12 protein-coding genes and 1 tRNA gene are annotated in these 16,326 nt (G+C 65.0%); 8 read left to right on the top strand and 5 right to left on the bottom strand.

Features of this window, described 5'->3' with window-relative positions:
• Positions 1–85: 85 nt before the first annotated feature.
• Together ABFD92_18110 and ispE are read right to left on the bottom strand one after the other, a co-directional pair.
• Positions 86–158: transfer RNA gene (locus ABFD92_18110), tRNA-Ala, on the bottom strand.
• Positions 159–264: 106 nt separating this feature from the next.
• The gene (gene ispE, locus ABFD92_18105) at positions 265–1,146 is read right to left on the bottom strand and encodes a 4-(cytidine 5'-diphospho)-2-C-methyl-D-erythritol kinase (protein ID MEN6506455.1); all 882 of its coding nucleotides are present in this window, start codon (positions 1,144–1,146) and stop codon (positions 265–267) included.
• Between the two features lie 63 nt (positions 1,147–1,209).
• Between ispE and ABFD92_18100 the strand changes: the two genes are divergently transcribed.
• Both ABFD92_18100 and ABFD92_18095 read left to right on the top strand, forming a co-directional pair.
• The gene (locus ABFD92_18100) at positions 1,210–1,356 is read left to right on the top strand and encodes a hypothetical protein (GenBank protein MEN6506454.1); all 147 of its coding nucleotides are present in this window, start codon (positions 1,210–1,212) and stop codon (positions 1,354–1,356) included.
• The gene (locus ABFD92_18095) at positions 1,353–1,883 is read left to right on the top strand and encodes a nitroreductase family protein (protein ID MEN6506453.1); all 531 of its coding nucleotides are present in this window, start codon (positions 1,353–1,355) and stop codon (positions 1,881–1,883) included. Before ABFD92_18100 ends, ABFD92_18095 begins: the two co-directional genes overlap by 4 nt.
• Positions 1,884–2,075: 192 nt before the next feature.
• Here the strand turns inward: ABFD92_18095 and ABFD92_18090 are convergent, their stop codons facing one another.
• Positions 2,076–2,525, bottom strand: a complete 450-nt coding sequence (locus ABFD92_18090) for a transposase (protein MEN6506452.1) — start codon at positions 2,523–2,525, stop codon at positions 2,076–2,078.
• Positions 2,526–2,690: 165 nt separating this feature from the next.
• Positions 2,691–4,145 carry a sulfatase-like hydrolase/transferase gene (locus tag ABFD92_18085; GenBank protein MEN6506451.1) on the bottom strand — a complete coding sequence of 485 codons (1,455 nt, stop codon included), beginning with the start codon at positions 4,143–4,145 and terminating at the stop codon, positions 2,691–2,693.
• 280 nt (positions 4,146–4,425) lie between these two features.
• On the opposite strand from ABFD92_18085, the gene ABFD92_18080 reads away from it, so the two are divergent.
• The 5 genes from ABFD92_18080 to ABFD92_18060 all read left to right on the top strand — a co-directional run bounded on the left by ABFD92_18080 (position 4,426) and on the right by ABFD92_18060 (position 13,895).
• Entirely contained in the window at positions 4,426–7,137 is a 2,712-nt protein-coding gene (locus ABFD92_18080; GenBank protein MEN6506450.1) for a family 78 glycoside hydrolase catalytic domain, read from the top strand.
• A gap of 141 nt (positions 7,138–7,278) precedes the next feature.
• Complete coding sequence (locus tag ABFD92_18075) at positions 7,279–8,052, top strand: polysaccharide deacetylase family protein (protein MEN6506449.1); 774 nt, start codon at positions 7,279–7,281, stop codon at positions 8,050–8,052.
• Complete coding sequence (locus ABFD92_18070; GenBank protein ID MEN6506448.1) at positions 8,052–10,757, top strand: family 78 glycoside hydrolase catalytic domain; 2,706 nt, start codon at positions 8,052–8,054, stop codon at positions 10,755–10,757. The genes ABFD92_18075 and ABFD92_18070 overlap by 1 nt, the downstream gene beginning before the upstream one ends.
• A 160-nt stretch (positions 10,758–10,917) precedes the next feature.
• A complete protein-coding gene (gene lepA / locus ABFD92_18065; GenBank protein ID MEN6506447.1) occupies positions 10,918–12,717 on the top strand; it encodes a translation elongation factor 4 in 1,800 nt (599 codons plus the stop codon).
• Positions 12,718–12,788: 71 nt separating this feature from the next.
• Positions 12,789–13,895: a PLP-dependent transferase gene (locus tag ABFD92_18060; GenBank protein MEN6506446.1), complete on the top strand. Its 1,107-nt coding sequence runs from the start codon at positions 12,789–12,791 to the stop codon at positions 13,893–13,895.
• Positions 13,896–13,937: 42 nt separating this feature from the next.
• On the opposite strand, the gene ABFD92_18055 is transcribed toward ABFD92_18060, so the two are convergent.
• Positions 13,938–14,747, bottom strand: a complete 810-nt coding sequence (locus ABFD92_18055; GenBank protein ID MEN6506445.1) for a ThiF family adenylyltransferase — start codon at positions 14,745–14,747, stop codon at positions 13,938–13,940.
• A gap of 356 nt (positions 14,748–15,103) precedes the next feature.
• Between ABFD92_18055 and ABFD92_18050 the strand changes: the two genes are divergently transcribed.
• Positions 15,104–16,105 carry a radical SAM protein gene (locus ABFD92_18050; GenBank protein MEN6506444.1) on the top strand — a complete coding sequence of 334 codons (1,002 nt, stop codon included), beginning with the start codon at positions 15,104–15,106 and terminating at the stop codon, positions 16,103–16,105.
• Positions 16,106–16,326: the final 221 nt, after the last annotated feature.

The raw sequence follows: 16,326 nt of genomic DNA, 5'->3' as shown, positions 1-16,326 counted from the left end.
CACGATAGATGGGGGGCCCGGCTTCGCGGGAAAAGCTCCGCTGCGCCGTGGCAGTCTTCGTTCGCCGCCGGCGGCGAACGAAGACTGGAGCTGAAGGGACTCGAACCCTTGACCTTCTGCATGCCATGCAGACGCGCTTCCAACTGCGCCACAGCCCCGAACCTCTCGGCGACGCGGCTGTCTGGTCGATAGCCTCGGCACCGTCCGTTTCTTTTACCACGCCCCATTCTATCGGTCAAGTCCGCTGGTGAAATTGCGGAAAAGTCACCAGCGGGTCAATTCCGCCACCACGACGGCGGCCTCCTCCAGCGGCTGGAGCGCCGCGGCGACGCGTGCGGCCTCGGCGGCGCTGTCGCAGAGCACGAACATCGCACTGCCGCTGCCGGTCATGCAGACCGGCGCCTCGACGAGGGACGCGAGCTTGCCCAGCAGTTCGCTCAACGGCGGGCAGACGTCTTGAGCCGCGGCGGTAAGCTGGTTCTCCAGCCGCCCGCGCCACCGCGAGGGCGAATCTCGCAGCAGTTCCGGCGGCAGCGGCCGCCCCATCGGCTGGGGGCGGCGGTCAAACGCGGCGTAGACGGCGGCTGTCGGACAACCGAACTGCGGCAGGACGAGCACGGCGGCGAAATCCGCCAGGGCGACGGGTTCGAGGACCTCGCCGCGCCCGGTCATCCGCTGGGCGGGCGGGCCCAGGAACAGCGGCACGTCGCAGCCCAGCGCTGCCCCCAGTTCCGCCAGGCGATCGGCCGTCACGTCGAGCTTCAGAAGCCTGGTCATGCCCGCCAGCACGGCCGCGGCGTCGGACGACCCGCCGCCCAGGCCCATGCCCGGCGGGATCGACTTGGCCAGCGAAATATCGACCCCACCGCATTGGGCGTGCTGCATCAGCCGCCGCGCCGCCCGCACGGCCAGGTTCGCCTCGGCCGCTCCGCAGTCGAAGCCATCACAGCGAAGGACGACCTCCCGGTCGCCGCGGGCCTGCAACTCCACGCGATCGAACAGCGTGACCTTGGCGACGATGGAATCGACGCCGTGAAAGCCATCGTCCCGCCGCGGGCCCACGAGCAGGTTGAGATTGATCTTCGCCGGCGCCCACACCCGCAGGCCGCCGCCGGACAACGATTCGAACTGTGATGCAGGATTCATGTGCTCGACAGCTTAATCCCAAAGATCACGAATGACAAACTCCAACGCCCCATGGCGACCCGCATGAAACAACAACGCGTGTCGCCATGCCACCCTTCCATTATTCCGTCCTTCCATTCCAACATTCCATTCTTCCTCGGTTCCCGCGCGTCGTTTCTTCTCAGCCTGCAGACGCCGATGGTCGATAAACTTTCCATATGGATGTCATGACCGCTATCGTCAATCGTCGCAGCGTACGGAAATATCTGCCCAAGCCGATCCCGCCCACCGTGGTGCAGCAGATGCACGATGCGATGCGCGCCGCCCCGTCGGCGTCGAACTTTCAACCGTGGCATTTCATCTTCATCCACGACAAGGCCGCCCGCGAGTCCGTCGCCCGCGCGTGCAACGGGCAGATCTGGATGGCCGAGGCGCCGGTCATCGTCGTGGCGTGCAGCATGGCCGAGTTCGCCTACAAACGCATGGGCGGATACGGCAACAGCGCCGACGTCGACGTGGCCATCGCCGTCGACCACCTGACGCTGGCGGCAGTGTCGCAGGGTCTGGGCACCTGCTGGGTCGGGGCTTTCGACGAGACGGTCGTCAAGCGCCTGGTGAACATCCCGCCGCGCGTCAAGATCGTGGTCCTGACGCCCCTGGGCTATCCCGCCTCGGACGACTTGATCCACCCGTTGGAAGAAGGCCGCCGCAAAAGCGACGGCGAAATCTTCAGCCTCGACTCGTACGGCGTACGGTAGCACAGGAACTGGGAACCGGGAACCGGGAGCCATAGGCTCGAGACCGGAGATGGGAACCGGGAGTTGGGGACCGGGTGACTGGACGGCAGGCCGCTTCAGCGGCCTTGATCCCGCCGAAGGCGGGGTTAGCCCCGGCCTTTTAGGCCGGGGTCCCAGGGCGCACAGACTCCCTCTTCTTTTTTTCTTCTTTTCTTAGCCCGCTTCAGCGGGCTTATCCCGCTCTTCGGGCTCGGTACGCTCGAGTCTCTCGTGGATATCGCCCTTGGCATGTCGCTGACGCTGATTCCGCACATAATCCGCCACCCACGGAAGGTGGCTGCTGCCGAAGCAAACGATGCCATATCCGCTTTGCCACTCCAGGGCCTTGCGGTTGAGGATCTGGTGATTGATGAAGTGCGCCGAGGCGCCTTTCAATTCGCCGATAAACGTGCTGGTCAGGAGGTCGGGCTCCTGGGAAAAGACAATATGCACGTGAGTATCGGTTCCTCCGACAACGTGAAAGTAGATCTTCGACGTCGCCGCGGCCTTGGTCTGGAGAAACCGCTGCAGTTGTGCCTCGACCTCGTCACACAGAATCGGCTCATCATCCTTGACGTGCCACGTGACGTGGAAGTTGATTTCGCTATAAGCTCGCGTTGACATACATGCACCCCAGAAACAGGCCCGCTGAAGCGGGCTCAAATACAAGAAGAAAGGGAGAACGTCCGTGATCCTCCACCCCGGCCTGAAGGCCGGGGCTAACCCCGCCTTCGGCGGGACCAAGGCCGCTGAAGCGGCCTCCTCTCAGGGACTCTAACTCCTCTACAGCTACAGATACGGCGCGCACGGCGTGCCGCCCCAGATCTCCTCGGGCGTGATCTTGCCGTCGGCGCCCAGCGCCGTCACGGGGGTATAGGCTGTCGTCGGCCTGCCGGTCATGCACAGCCAGTCGAGCAGTTCGCGTTCCATCTGCCGCACGACAGCGGCGTATTGGGCGCCAAAGTACAGGTTCTTCATCTCCCACGGGTCGGCCTGGAGGTCGTACAACTCGCCCCAGTCGTCGGGCCCGTAACCGCGGAAGAACCCCGGCGGGTAATACACCATCCGCCACTTGCCCATCCGCACGGACTTGCTCAGCGGATACTCTGTCACGGCGATCCGGTGCGGCTGCACGGCCTGCCCCGCCAGCACCGGCGCGAGGTCCTGCCCGTCGGCAGTGTCCAGCCGCTCGACGCCCGCCAGCGCACACAACGTCCGGGCCACGTCGATCGTCTCGACGGGGTCTGTGATGACCTGGCCGCCCTTGATCGCAGGATTGCCCGCCCAGTGCCAGATGAACGGCACTCGCACCACCGCGTCGGCAGCGATGCCCGGCACCTTCTCGCCCGGGCCATGCTCGGCGGCATATTCGCCGTGGTCGGCCGAGTAGACAATGATCGTGTTTTCCATCAGCCCCTGGGCGGCCATGAACTCCAGCACCTGCCCGATGGCGAAGTCGCAGTGCGTCACGTTGCCGAGGTACCCCTGCAGCTTGCCGCGGCGGTTGGCATCGAAATTGGGATTCTTGCGGTTGCTGTCGGAGACGTGGATCAGGTACGGGGCCTTTGCGGCGGCGTGCATGTCGTAGTCGGCGTTGGGCGGCAGGTGTACCTTGCCCTCGTACAGGTCCCAGAACTGGCGGGCGGGTTTGTAGGGCTGGTGGGGCTTGGTCTGCGAGAGGTGGACCAGGAAGGGCTTGCCGGCGGCCTGGGCGGTGCGCATGACCTGCATGGCCTGGCGGGCTTGCCAGCCTTCCTGGCTGTCTTCGTACGCGAAAGGCGACGGCCCCCACTCGGCGATCCCGCCGTCGTACTCGTCATAGATATTGATGCCGCGGGCTCCCTGGTAGTCGAGGAACTCCTTGCACGAGCCGCCGACGCTGGTGCGGTCGGTCTCGTAGAACTCGTCGCAGTCGCGCTCGAGCCAGTAGTGCGGGCAGTGCATCTTGCCGATGCACGCGGTGTGGTAGCCCGCCCGGCGGAAATGCCCGTACAGCGTCGGCATGGGCGGCATGGGCCCGGAGAACCCGAACCGCCCGCTGTTGTGGGCGTACTGCCCGCTGTGATACGCCACGCGGCTGGGCCCGCAGATCGTCACGGGGCAGTACGCCGCGTCGAACCGAACGCCCCCTGCCGCCAGGCGGTCGAGGTTGGGCGTGATCGCGCCAGTCAGACCGGTGTGGCCCATGTACTTGGCGTTGTGCTGGTCGGATAAAATGAAAAGAATGTTCGGGCGGGTACACATTCCAGGGGCTCCTTCGTGAGGGACATTGTATTGGAGCCGTGAGAAACAAACAACCGACGACGAGGACGAGGACGAGAACGACAAAGAGTACGTAAAGGCTCAGGATGCGCAGAATCTCCTGCCCGGTTGTCGTGACCGCGCGTCCGAACGCGCGGGGCAAGCCCCGCCGCTAATGGCGGACGACAGGCATCGTCCTCGTCGTCGTCCTCGTCCTCGTCGTCGGTTTTTCCGTTTCACGAATCGACGTGTGCGGATACCTTGTCTGCAAAGGAGTTCATCAATGAACGTCTCCCAACTGACGTGCGAATACTCGATCGATCCGCTGGGCCTGGACATGCCGGCCCCGCGGCTTTCGTGGATGATCCAGTCCGACGCCCGCGGGGCGGTGCAGGCGGCGTACCAGGTGCTCGTCGCCTCCAGCGCGGACCTGCTGGCCGCCGACCAGGGCGACAAATGGGATAGCGGACGCGTCGCCTCCGACCAGTCGATCAACCTCCCCTACGGCGGCGCCGCCCTCGCCAGCGGCGAAAAGTGCTGGTGGAAGGTGCGAGTGTGGGACCCCACCAACGCCCAGGCCGGCGCGTGGTCGCAGCCGGCGACGTTCGAGATGGGCCTGCTCACCGCTCGCGACTGGAAGGGCAAGTGGATCGCGGCCGCCAAGAGCGTCTCGGCCCCGCTGCTGCGCAAGAGCTTCACGCTGTCGGCCGCCCCCGCGCGCGGGCGGGTGTATATCTGCGGTCTGGGCTGTCACGAGTTGTACGTCAACGGCCGACGCGTGAGCGACCGCATGATGGACCCGGCGCCGACGTGGTACGACAACATCCTGCCCGTCGAGAATGCCGGCAGCCGCGTGCTGTACGTCACGCACGACGTGACCGATCTGCTGGCGGCCGGCGAGAACGTCATCGGCGTTCTGCTGGGCCACGGCTGGTACAGCAGCGACGACGGCAAGCCGTCAGGGCGCACGCCCTTCTCCGAGCGGCCGGTGCTGCTGCTGCAGGCGAATATCGAACTGGCCGATGGGCAGAGCGTCAGCATCGCCAGCGACACGTCGTGGAAGGCCAACCCCAGCCCCATCACGGCCAACGATCTCTGCGCGGGCGAGCATTACGACGCGCGCCTCGAACAGGACGGCTGGTCCGCGGCGGGTTTCGACGATGCCAAATGGGTTGCGGCCGTGGCGGCCAAGGCCCCCTCAGGCAAGCTCGTCGCGATGCCGCTGGAGCCCTGCCGCATCACCAACCGGTTGACGCCCACGCGCGTGCTCAAGAGCGGCGACAACGCGTACATCTTCGACATGGGCCAGTACGTCTCCGGATGGACAGAACTCCGCGTGCAGGGCCCGGCGGGTACGGTGGTGACGCTCGAACACGCCGGCCGCGTGAATTACGACACCGGCAAACTCGACACGCGCAATCAGATGGCCTGGCACCCCTCGCCGCAGACCGACTCGTACACGCTGCGCGGCAGCGGCGAGGTCGAGACGTGGCATCCGCGGTTCACCATCCACGGGTTCCGCTACGTCGAGGTGACGGGCTGGCCTGGCGTGCCGACGTGCGACGACCTGACCGGCTGCGCGGTGAACAACGACATCGAGCCCGCCGGGCAATTCGAGTGCTCCGACGACATGGTCAACCGCGTGCACCACAATGTGTGGTGGACGTTCCACGGCAGCTTCCAGGGCATTCCGCAGGACGCCAGCGACCGGGCCGAGCGCGTCGCGTGGCTGGGCGACCCTGGGTTCGTCGCTGAAGACTACATGGTCAACTTCCGCGACGTGCGGTTCTGGAGCAAGTGGCTCGACGATATCGCCGACGCGCAGAAGCCCGACGGACAGGTGCCCTATATCGCCCCGCCCAACTGGGGCGAAAACTCCTGGCGCGACTGGCCGTGCTGGGAATGCTCGTACAGCCTCTTCACGTGGTTCGTCTACCAGTACAACAACGACGTGCGCGTGCTCGAAAAGCACTACGAGGGCCTGCGCAAACAGGTCGAACACTTCCGCGCCCTGGCCAAGGCCAACATCCTCGCCGACGTCCTGGGCGACCACATGGAACCCCGCGACGACGGCACCAGCAGTTTCTGCCCCCTGCGCACCCCCGCGGCGCTGACCGCCACGGCGTACTATTTCCGCTGCGCGCAGATCGTCGCCGAGGCCGCTCGCATCCTGGGCAACCGCGAAGACGCCAAGGCGTACAGCCGCCTGGCCGAGACAATCAAGGACGCCTTTAACCGCGAGTTTTTCAATTTTGAAAACAACCAGTACGCCACCAACAGCCAGACCGCCAACGCCCTGGCGCTGCATCTGGACCTGGTGCCCGGCGGGCGCGAAAAGGACGTGCTGGCCAACCTCGTCGCCGACATCAAGGGCCGCGGCAACCGCCTCTCGACGGGCATCATCGGCACCGACGCCCTGGAGCAGTCGCTGCCCAAGCACGGCAGCGCGGATGTGATGCTCCTGCTGGCGCAGCAGACGGCGTTTCCGAGCTGGGGCTACGGCGTGGTCAACGGGATGACGACGATCTGCGAAGACTTCGAATGCAGCACGTACCACAGCCTGAGCATGAAGATGCTCGGCAGCGTCGAGAAGTTTCTGCACAAGGATGTCGCGGGCCTGTCCCCCGCGGCGCCGGGGTGGAAGAGAATCGAGATCGCCCCCAAGGTCTGCGAGCACCTGGCGTGGGCGAAGGGCTCGTACCGCACCGCCTACGGACCGGCGTGCGTCGAGTGGCATAAGGACGAAGACGCCGGCGAGGGGCAACCCACGCTTAAGCTCGCCGTCACCATCCCCGCCAACACCACCGCGACAGTGACGGTGCCCACGCTGGACCTGCGCAAGTTCCAGATCGCCGAACGCGGTCGCACCCTCTGGACCGGTCGCACGTTCGCCCCAGGCGCCGACGGAATCGCCGCCGGACGAATCGGCGAGAGCGACGTGACCTTCGACGTCGAATCCGGAACGTACGTCTTCGAATTGTCCCGCACGAATTGAAAATCAACAAACGCCGCACCGCAAGCGGGCGCATCAACACTCTCACCGCTTGCGGTGCGGCGTTCTCTTTTTTTCGGATGGGAGGTATGCGATAGCGGTTAACATCCTCTACGCGTTCATCCCTGCTTTCACGAGGAAGACATGAAGACGCTCAAGGCGATCCCGGACCGGTTGGTGGTGCTGACGTTTGATGACGGGTGTAAGTCTGACATCGAGGTCGTTGCCCCGCTGCTCAAGACGTATGGGTTCGGGGCGACATTCTATGTCAACGACCACAGCGGGGCTGTGTCGGGGTGGAAGTCGGAGAACTACACCACCTGGTCGCAGATCCGCCGCCTGCACGAGATGGGTTTCGAGATCGGCAACCACACCGCGCGGCACCCGGGCGTGTGCGGACTTTCAGACGAGGCGCTGATTGCCGAACTGGAACAGATCGAACTGCGCTGCAGCGAGAACGGGATCGACCGCCCCACCACGTTCTGCTATCCCGGGTTTCACTTCAGCGCGGCGGCGGTGAAGGTGCTGCGGTCGCGCGGGTACCAGTTCGCCCGGCGCGGCGGGTTTCCCGAGATGCCCTACCACGGCGAAGGCGCCCGCGGACCGGCGTACGACCCTGCCGTCCACGACCCGCTGCTGGTTCCGACTACCGGGTTCTCCGGGCCCAACTGGGGCATGGACGATCTGAAGTGGGCGGTTGAGCAGACCCGCGGGGGCAAGGCCGCCGTGCTGTGCTTCCATGGCGTGCCGGATATCGAGCACTCGTGGGTACACACCGACCCGGGCGTGTTTAAGACGTACATGGATTTTCTGCGCGACAGCGGCTGCACGGTCATTGCCATGCGCGGGCTGGGCGACTATGTTGACGCCTCCAACGTGCCGGACGACCCCAACGCCAAGCTGGAAAAGGCCCTTTAATGAAGCCCTGCAACCTGACGTGTGAATATACGACCAACCCGCTTGGCATCGAGACCCCGCAGCCGCGACTGGGCTGGCAACTCCAATCTTCCCGCCGTGGGGCGATGCAGCAGGCGTATCGCATCCTGGTCGCATCAACGAGCGCCAAACTTGACGCCGATCAGGGCGACCTGTGGGACAGCGGGCGCGTCGAGTCCGACCAGTTCGTGAATATCCCTTACGCCGGAGCAACCCTGGTCAGCGCCCAGCGCTGCTGGTGGAAGGTCTGCGTCTGCGATGACGCGGGAGAAACCTGGAGCGAGCCTGCCCGGTTCGAGATGGGCCTGCTCAGCGCATCGGACTGGCAGGGCACGTGGATCGCCGCCGATGCGAGCGTCAGTTCCCCGCTGCTGCGGCGCGCGTTTGCCCTCAAGGGCCAGATCGTCCGCGCGCGGGCGTACATGTCGGGCCTGGGCTGGAGCGAACTGTACATCAACGGCCGGCGCGTCGGCGACAACGTGCTCGATCCGGCTACCAGCGAATATCACAAGCGGGCGTATTACGTCACGCACGATGTGACGGACATTCTTTCTTCGGGCGCCAATGCCATCGGCGTGATGCTGGGCAACGGCTGGTTCAGCGAGCCGGACTGGGAAACGCGGGCCTGCATCCGCGACGAGACATACGGCACGCCGGGCTTCACGCGAGCCTGGGACGACAGCCGCCCGGTGCTGATGTTCCAGATCAACATCGAGCTGGCCGACGGCAGCACGGTACACGTCAGCTCTGACGGCTCGTGGAAGGTCTCGCCCGGGCCCATCACACGGAACAATTTCTGGGAAGGCGAGATCTACGACGCCCGCGCCGAGCAGAGCGGTTGGAACGCGGCGGGATTCGATGACAGCGCCTGGGCGGCGGCCCAGGTCGTGCCTGGCCCCGGTGGAAAGCTTGTCAGCCAGATAATGCCCCCCATCAAGGTCACGCGTACGCTGCGCCCGGCGCGGTTCACCATTGCCGGCGAGGGCGTGTACGTCTATGACATGGGCGAGTTGTTCGGCGGCTGGGTGCGCATCCGCGTCAAGGGCCCCGCCGGAACGAAAATCATCATTCGCTACGGCGCGCGGCTGGACGACGCAACCGGCCTTCCGCAGTCGCCCGGCGGACCGGATGCGGCTACCGATTACTACATCATGAAAGGCGACGCGGCCGGCGAGCAGTACGAGCCCCGCTTCACCAATCACGGCGTGCAGTACGTCTCGGTCGAGGGCTGCCCGCAGGAGATGACGATTCGCGACGTCGACGGCCGCGTGGTGCATTCGGCGGTCGACATGACCGGCGAATTCTCGTGCAGCAATCCGCTGGTGACGACGATTCACAACAACGTCGTGCGGACGCTGACCAACGACCTGCTGGGCCTGCCGCTGGACTGCCTCTATCGCGAGCACTGGGCGTGGACCGACCCGGCGACGATCACCGGCTCGCTGTACCCGCGCAAGTGCATGCCGCAGTTCTGGACCAAATGGCTCGAGGACATCCGCGACGCCCAGCGGCCCGACGGGGCCGTGCCCAACGTCTGCCCCAACTACCGCGGCGATGCGTCCGATCCGGCCTGGGGCGGCAACTACCCGCTGCTGGTGTGGTACCTGCACCAATACTACAGCGACGAGCGGATCCTGGCCGACCATTACGACGCGATGAAGCGCTGCGTGGACTATCTCACCTCGGTCGCCCAGGACCATATCGTCACCAAGGGCCAGTTCGGCGACCACATGCTGCCCGGAGACGCCCCCGGCAAGGAAGAGTTCATCTCATCCGAAACGCCGCGCGAGATGGTCTGGACCGGCTACTACTATCGCGCCGCACTGGTCGTCGCCCAGGCGGCGGAGGAACTCGGCAACGCCGCCGATTGCGATCGCTACGGCATGCTCGCGGCCGCGGTCGCCGAGGCGATTAACGCCAAGTGGTTCGACCGCGCAGCGGGCAGCTACTGCGGCGGCGTTCAGACCGCCAACGCATTCGCGCTGGTGCTGGATATCGTGCCTCAAGGGGCGCGGCAGAGCGTGATCGACGCCATCGTAGCCAACATCGCCAGGCACGGCGGGCACCTCCACGCCGGCAACACCGGCACGACGTGCCTGATCGACACGCTGACTGCCGCCGGACAGGGCGAACTGCTCTACAAGGTCCTCAACGACAAGACGTACCCCGGCTGGGGGTACATGGTGGCCAACGGCGCCACGACGATCTGGGAAAGCTGGAGCCTCAGCGCCCAGTGCGGCAACGTCGAGAGCATGATCATGTGGGCGACGATCGACCAGTTCTTCTACAACGACCTGGCCGGGATCAAGGCCCCGTCGTATTATGGGCCGACGTACCATCCACGCGCGTTTACCGACGTGCGGATCGAGCCGCTGATGCCCGAGGGCCTCGACAATGTCCGCGCCACGATGCAGACCGTGCATGGCCGCATCGGCAGCGAGTGGTTCAAGTGGGGCACCAGCCGCTACCATAACATCGAGATTCCCGCCGGCACGCACGGGACATTCAGCGTGCCCAAGCTGAACGAGGACTTCCAGATCACCGAGAGCAGCAAGGTGGTTTATAAGGACGGCGCCTTCGTGCCCGGCGTCGAGGGCGTGCTGGGCGCCACCGACGAAGGCGGCCGCATCGCCCTGCGTCTCGGCGGCGGATGGTACGCCTTCGGAATAACGCCGGTGAAACAGTAATCAGTAAGACAGTAATCAGTGAAATGTAATCGGTAAGAGGCAACCTGGGGTCAGTTGTTCGTTCATGGCAACCGGCATGAAACAGAGCCTGTCGCCATGCCACCCGACTGATTACCGATTACTGGTTACTGATCCCTGTTGTTAAGGTAGAATTGACGAAATGGATCAGCAGTACATTCGCAACTTCAGCATCATTGCCCACATTGACCACGGCAAGAGCTCGCTCGCCGACCGGATGCTGCTGCGCGCCGGAGCCATCACGCAGCGCGAGTTCCACGAGCAGATTCTTGATGACATGGACCTCGAACGCGAGCGCGGCATCACGATCAAGGCTTCGGCCGTCACGATCGACTACGAATACAATGGCCAGAAGTACATGCTCAACATGATCGACACGCCCGGGCATGTGGACTTCCATTACGAAGTCAGCCGTTCGCTGACGGCCTGCGAGGGCGCGCTGCTGGTGGTCGACGCCGGACAGGGAGTCGAGGCCCAGACCGTGGCCAACACGATGCTGGCCCAGCGGACCAACCTTAAGCTCGTCCCGGTGGTGAACAAGATCGACCTGCCCGCCGCGCGGCCGGAAGACACGGCCATGGAGATCGAGCACCTGCTGGCCCAGCCGGCTGAGGACTGCATCTTCACCTCGGCCAAGACCGGGGCGGGCATCGAGGAGATGCTCCAGGCGATCGTCGAGCAGCTCCCGCCGCCCAATGGCGACCCAGACGGCCCGACCAAGGCCCTGATCTTCGACAGCACCTTCAACGAATACCGCGGCGTCGTGGTCTACGTGCGGATCTTCGATGGCCAACTCAAGATCGGCGACAAGATCACCATGATGGGCACCGGCGAGAGCTACCAGATCACGGAAATGGGCAAGCTCCGTCCCCAGGCCGTGGCCGTGCAGTCACTGGGCGCGGGCGAGACCGGCTTTGTGGTGGCCAATATCCGCACCGTCTCGTCCGTCCACGTCGGCGACACGATCACGCTGACAGCCCGCCCTGCCGAGCACGCCCTGCCGGGTTACCGCCCGCCGCAGCAGATGGTGTTCTCGGACTTCTACCCCGGGCCCAGCACGCAGTTCCCCGAACTGCGCGACGCGCTGGAGAAGTTGCAGCTCAACGACGGCTCTCTGACGTTCGCGCCGATCAACTCCGAGGCGCTGGGTTTTGGCTTTCGCTGCGGGTTCCTGGGCCTGCTGCACATGGAGATCGTGCAGGAGCGCCTCGAGCGCGAGCACAATATCGAGGTGGTGCAGACCGCCCCCACCGTGCCCTACCAGGTGCTCAAGAAGGACGGCGAGGTGATCGAGGTCGACTCGGCCGGCGAGCTGCCCGACCCCAACTACGTCGAGGAGATCCGCGAGCCGATCGTCAAGGTCAACCTCATCATGCCCGCCGACTCGATCGGCAACGTGATGAAACTCGCCGAGGAACGCCGGGCGACATACCTCAAGACCGAGTACCTCCGGGCCGACCGCGTGATCCTCAGCTACGAGTTCCCGCTGTCGGAGATCATTTACGATTTCTACGATAAGCTCAAAAGCGCCTCGCGCGGCTACGGCACGATGGACTACGAAGTGATCGGCTTCAAGGCCGACAACCTCGTCAAGCTCGACATCCTGGTCAACAGCCAGAAGGTCGACGCCCTCTCGTGCATCGTACACCGCGACAAGGCCGAGGCCCGCGGCCGCCGGCTCATCCAGCGCCTGCGCAAGGAGATCGCGCGGCACCTGTTCGAGATCCCGCTGCAGGCCGCGATCGGCGCCCGCGTGATCGCCCGCGAGACGATCAAGTCCGTCGGTAAGAACGTCACCGCCAAGTGCTACGGCGGCGACGTGACGCGAAAACGCAAACTGCTCGAAAAGCAAAAGGCCGGCAAGAAACGCATGAAGATGGTCGGCAACGTCGAGATCCCGCAAAAGGCGTTCATGGCCGTGCTCGAGAGCAGTCAGGAATAGCAGCACAGCGTTGGTCTGTAGATGTTAGCGGTCGAGCTTGCTCGACGCGGTTGTTTCCCTGACGAAATACAATGAACGACGAGCTTATGCGACAGTGGGCGATGGAAACGCAGGCGGTTCACGCCGGGCGGAATCCGGATTATTCCTCCACGCCCATCCACATGGCCTCCACGGGTAAGCACGGGTACACTCGGCACCAGAACCCCTCGATCGAGGCCCTCGAGGCCGCCGTCGCTGCCCTCGAAGGCGGCGGGCGGTGCGTCGCCACCGCCTGTGGCATGGCGGCCGTCACGCAGACGCTGCTGGGCCTGCTGAAGGTCGGCGACCGCATCGTCACGCACCGCTGCGTGTATTCCTGGACGGATCGCTGGATGAACGTCGAGGCCGAGCGTCGCGGCATTACAGTCGAGCAGATCGACCTGCGCGACATGGCGGCCGTCGATCGCGCCCTGCAAAAACCCACCCGCATGGTCTACTTCGAACCGCTGACCAACGCCAGCCTGGATATGCTCGACCCCAAGGTTCTCATCGACGCCGCGCACGCGGCTGGGGCGCTGGCCATCGTCGATAACTCCTACCTCACACCCGTGCTGCTGCGCCCGCTGGACCTGGGGGCCGACGTGGTGATTCACACGGCCACCAAATTCCTCTGCGGCCACGGCGACGCCATGGGCGGCGTAGCGACCAGCCGCAGTGAAGAGACCTACAAAGAAATCTACCGCGCCCGCAACATCTACGGCGGCGTGATCAGCCCGTTCAACGCGTTCCTGATACTGCGCGGCATCGCGACGCTGCCGATGCGCATCGCCCGCTGCAGCGAAACGGCGATGAAGATCGCCCGCTTCCTCTCCACGCACCCGCAGGTGACCGAGACAAGATACGTCGGCCTGGCCAGCGACCCCGGCCATGCGACCGCAAGGAAGTATCTCAAGGACGCCTTCGGCGGCATGGTGGGCTTCATCCTCAAAGGCGGCTCGCCGCGCTATCAGGCCTTCAGCGCCGCCCTGAAGCTCTGCAAGCCCTGGGTCTCGTTGGGCGACGTGGAAACGCTGGTGCTCCCCCACTGGACCGAAGACCGTCGCGGGATCAACGAAGGCTACGTGCGCATTTCAACCGGTATGGAAGACGCCGCCGACCTCATTGCGGATTTGGATCAGGCACTGAAGGCAACCGCGTAGTCCTCCCGTTAGCGGCGGGGCTTCGCGGGGCAAGCCCCGCCGCTAACGTACGCACGCGGTGCCGTCACCCCGCACCGCGTCTTCAATCGACTTGATGCTCGGATTCTTCCCGCACAGGGCACAGCTTTCATTGCGGCCGACGGCCAGGTCGCTGAAGCGCATGCCCAGCACGTCGCAGGAGAGGATGCGGTCGGTCAGCAGGCCTTCCAGGCCCAGGATGTACTTGAGGGCCTCGGCGGCCTGGATCGTCCCGACGATGCCCGGCACCACGCCGAGAATCCCCGCGTGCGAGCAGGATGGACACGCCTGCGCCGGCGGCGGGCCGCCGTACACGCAGCGCAGGCACGCGGTGCGACCGGGGATGATCGTCATCGTCAACCCGGCGAACCGCAGCACGCCGGCGTGGCTGTAGGGCTTGCCGGTAAAAAAGCACGCGTCGTTGATCAGGAACTTGGCGGCGAAGTTGTCCGTGCCGTCAATGATGAAGTCGTACCCGCCGAATACCTCCAGCACGTCCTTGAGCCGCGCCGGGTGTTCGTACGCCCGCACGGTCACGTGCGGGTTCAGCGCGGCGATCTTGGCGGCAGCCGAGGCGACCTTGCTCGTGCCCACGTCCGGCGTCTGGTGGATGATCTGCCGCTGGAGGTTGGTCACGTCGACAGCCTCGCCGTCCATCAGCCCCAGCGTCCCCACCCCCGCGGCCGCCAGGTACAAAGCGGCCGGCGATCCCAGCCCGCCGACGCCGACGAGCAAGACCTTTGCGTCTGAAAGCTTGCGCTGCCCGGCCACGCCGACGCTGTCGAGTGCGATCTGCCGCGAGTAGCGTTCGAGTTGTTCGCCCGTGAGTTCCATGTGAAGAATCATTGTCGCATCTACCCCCCTGGCGAGTCAACCGCTGGGCCGGGAGTTACGTCCACGAACCTGTCCGCCGAAGCCCCCGGCGGAGGCGGATGTCACGAATGACACGAATGGGAAAAAGATAAAACCGACGACGAGGACGAGGACGACGACGAGGACGATGAACCACTTGACAGACGAGACAGACGAATGATCTTTCGCCTTGGTTGTTGTCTACGGAGTGTTACCCGCGGGGCAAGCCCGCCGCTAACGAGAGGACGCTGAGGATTATTATCGTCCTCGTCATCGTCCTCGTCCTCGTCCTCGGTTGTTCCGTTGTTTTCTTCCCCTGTTCGGTTATCTTCCACGGCATGGACACTGATACCATTGCGATCCCCCCGCTGATCTCCGGCGGGGTCATGCTCAGTTATCGCTGCACCAACACGTGCAGGCACTGCCTGTATCGCTGCAGCCCGCAGTCGCCGGATGAGTGGATGACGATGGAGACGGCGCGAAAGATCTTCACGGCGTTGAAGCGGGAAGAGCGGCTGCACTCGGTGCATCTGGCCGGCGGCGAGGCCACCTTGCGGATGGACCTGCTGGTCGATGTGGTCGCCCTGGCCAGCGGGATGGGCGTGCCGCTGGCGTACCTGGAGACCAACGCCATCTGGTGCGTGGATGAGACCAGGACGCGTGCGGCCATGAAACGCCTGGCCGATGCCGGGCTGCCGGCCGTGCTGGTCAGCGCGTCGATGTATCACAACGAGTTCGTGCCCTTCGCCCGCACGAAGATGTGCGCGGAAATCGCGGCGGAAGTGTTCGGGCGCGGCGGCGTGATCGTCTGGGTGCAGCACGTCTACGACGCGCTGGAGGCCATCGGCGGCCACGATCGCACGCACACGCTGGAGGAGTTCTGCGCGTTGACGGGCCTGGCGGATCGGCCGGCGGCGCTGCCGGGACTTTACGGCCTGACCGTCGGCGGGCGCGTGTGCAGCGCTCTGCGCGAATGTTTCACGCCGCAGGCGGGCGAGGCGTATCGCGCCTGCACGTGCCGGCGCGAGCTGACCAGCACGTCGCACTTTCACATCGACCCGAGCGGGCGGCTGTTCACCGGCACATGCGCGGGGATCGTTCCGGCGACGGCGGCCGATTTTCACCCGGTGATTTCAGCGCAGTCGCACCCGGTCTTCACGACGCTCTGCGGCGGCGGGCCGTGGGCGTTGGCCCAGCTCGCGGCGCGCGCGTGCGGGTTCAAACCGCGCCACGACGGGTACGTCAGCAAGTGCGACCTGTGCCTCGACGCGCGGGGCGCGCTGCAGCGATCCGGCGCCTGGGCCGAGCTGTCGCCGGCGAGCTTCTACGCGGTCGCGTGACCCAGCCGACGGGGAGAGCGGGATTACGCGGGATTTTCGGGATTAAGAGGATTGAGAAACACGATGCAGGCAAGGCAGCCGCCCCAAGCACGCGCAGCATACTGCGCCGCACACCCCACCCGCCGCTGCACGATTCTATTCATCACGTCGTTCCCAATCCTCTTTATCCTTTCCCGATCCGCATAACCCCGCTCTCCCCTTCTCCGACCGTTCCCGAAACC

This window comes from Planctomycetaceae bacterium (assembly GCA_039680605.1).
Classification (GTDB): Bacteria; Planctomycetota; Phycisphaerae; order SM23-33; family SM23-33; genus JAJFUU01.
The sequence above is the reverse complement of the archived record's forward strand: the minus strand, read 5'-3'. Positions and strand labels throughout refer to the sequence as shown.

What these genes read in the sequence shown, in the direction of transcription:
- ABFD92_18070 (MEN6506448.1), top strand. Translation starts at nt 8,052, where the DNA reads ATGAAGCCCTGCAACCTGACGTGTGAATATACGACCAACCCGCTTGGC.
- ABFD92_18055 (MEN6506445.1), bottom strand. Translation starts at nt 14,747, where the DNA reads ATGGAACTCACGGGCGAACAACTCGAACGCTACTCGCGGCAGATCGCA.
- ABFD92_18090 (MEN6506452.1), bottom strand. Translation starts at nt 2,525, where the DNA reads ATGTCAACGCGAGCTTATAGCGAAATCAACTTCCACGTCACGTGGCAC.
- ABFD92_18100 (MEN6506454.1), top strand. Translation starts at nt 1,210, where the DNA reads ATGAAACAACAACGCGTGTCGCCATGCCACCCTTCCATTATTCCGTCC.
- ABFD92_18095 (MEN6506453.1), top strand. Translation starts at nt 1,353, where the DNA reads ATGACCGCTATCGTCAATCGTCGCAGCGTACGGAAATATCTGCCCAAG.
- lepA (MEN6506447.1), top strand. Translation starts at nt 10,918, where the DNA reads ATGGATCAGCAGTACATTCGCAACTTCAGCATCATTGCCCACATTGAC.
- ABFD92_18075 (MEN6506449.1), top strand. Translation starts at nt 7,279, where the DNA reads ATGAAGACGCTCAAGGCGATCCCGGACCGGTTGGTGGTGCTGACGTTT.
- ABFD92_18080 (MEN6506450.1), top strand. Translation starts at nt 4,426, where the DNA reads ATGAACGTCTCCCAACTGACGTGCGAATACTCGATCGATCCGCTGGGC.
- ABFD92_18060 (MEN6506446.1), top strand. Translation starts at nt 12,789, where the DNA reads ATGAACGACGAGCTTATGCGACAGTGGGCGATGGAAACGCAGGCGGTT.
- ABFD92_18085 (MEN6506451.1), bottom strand. Translation starts at nt 4,145, where the DNA reads ATGTGTACCCGCCCGAACATTCTTTTCATTTTATCCGACCAGCACAAC.
- ispE (MEN6506455.1), bottom strand. Translation starts at nt 1,146, where the DNA reads ATGAATCCTGCATCACAGTTCGAATCGTTGTCCGGCGGCGGCCTGCGG.
- ABFD92_18050 (MEN6506444.1), top strand. Translation starts at nt 15,104, where the DNA reads ATGGACACTGATACCATTGCGATCCCCCCGCTGATCTCCGGCGGGGTC.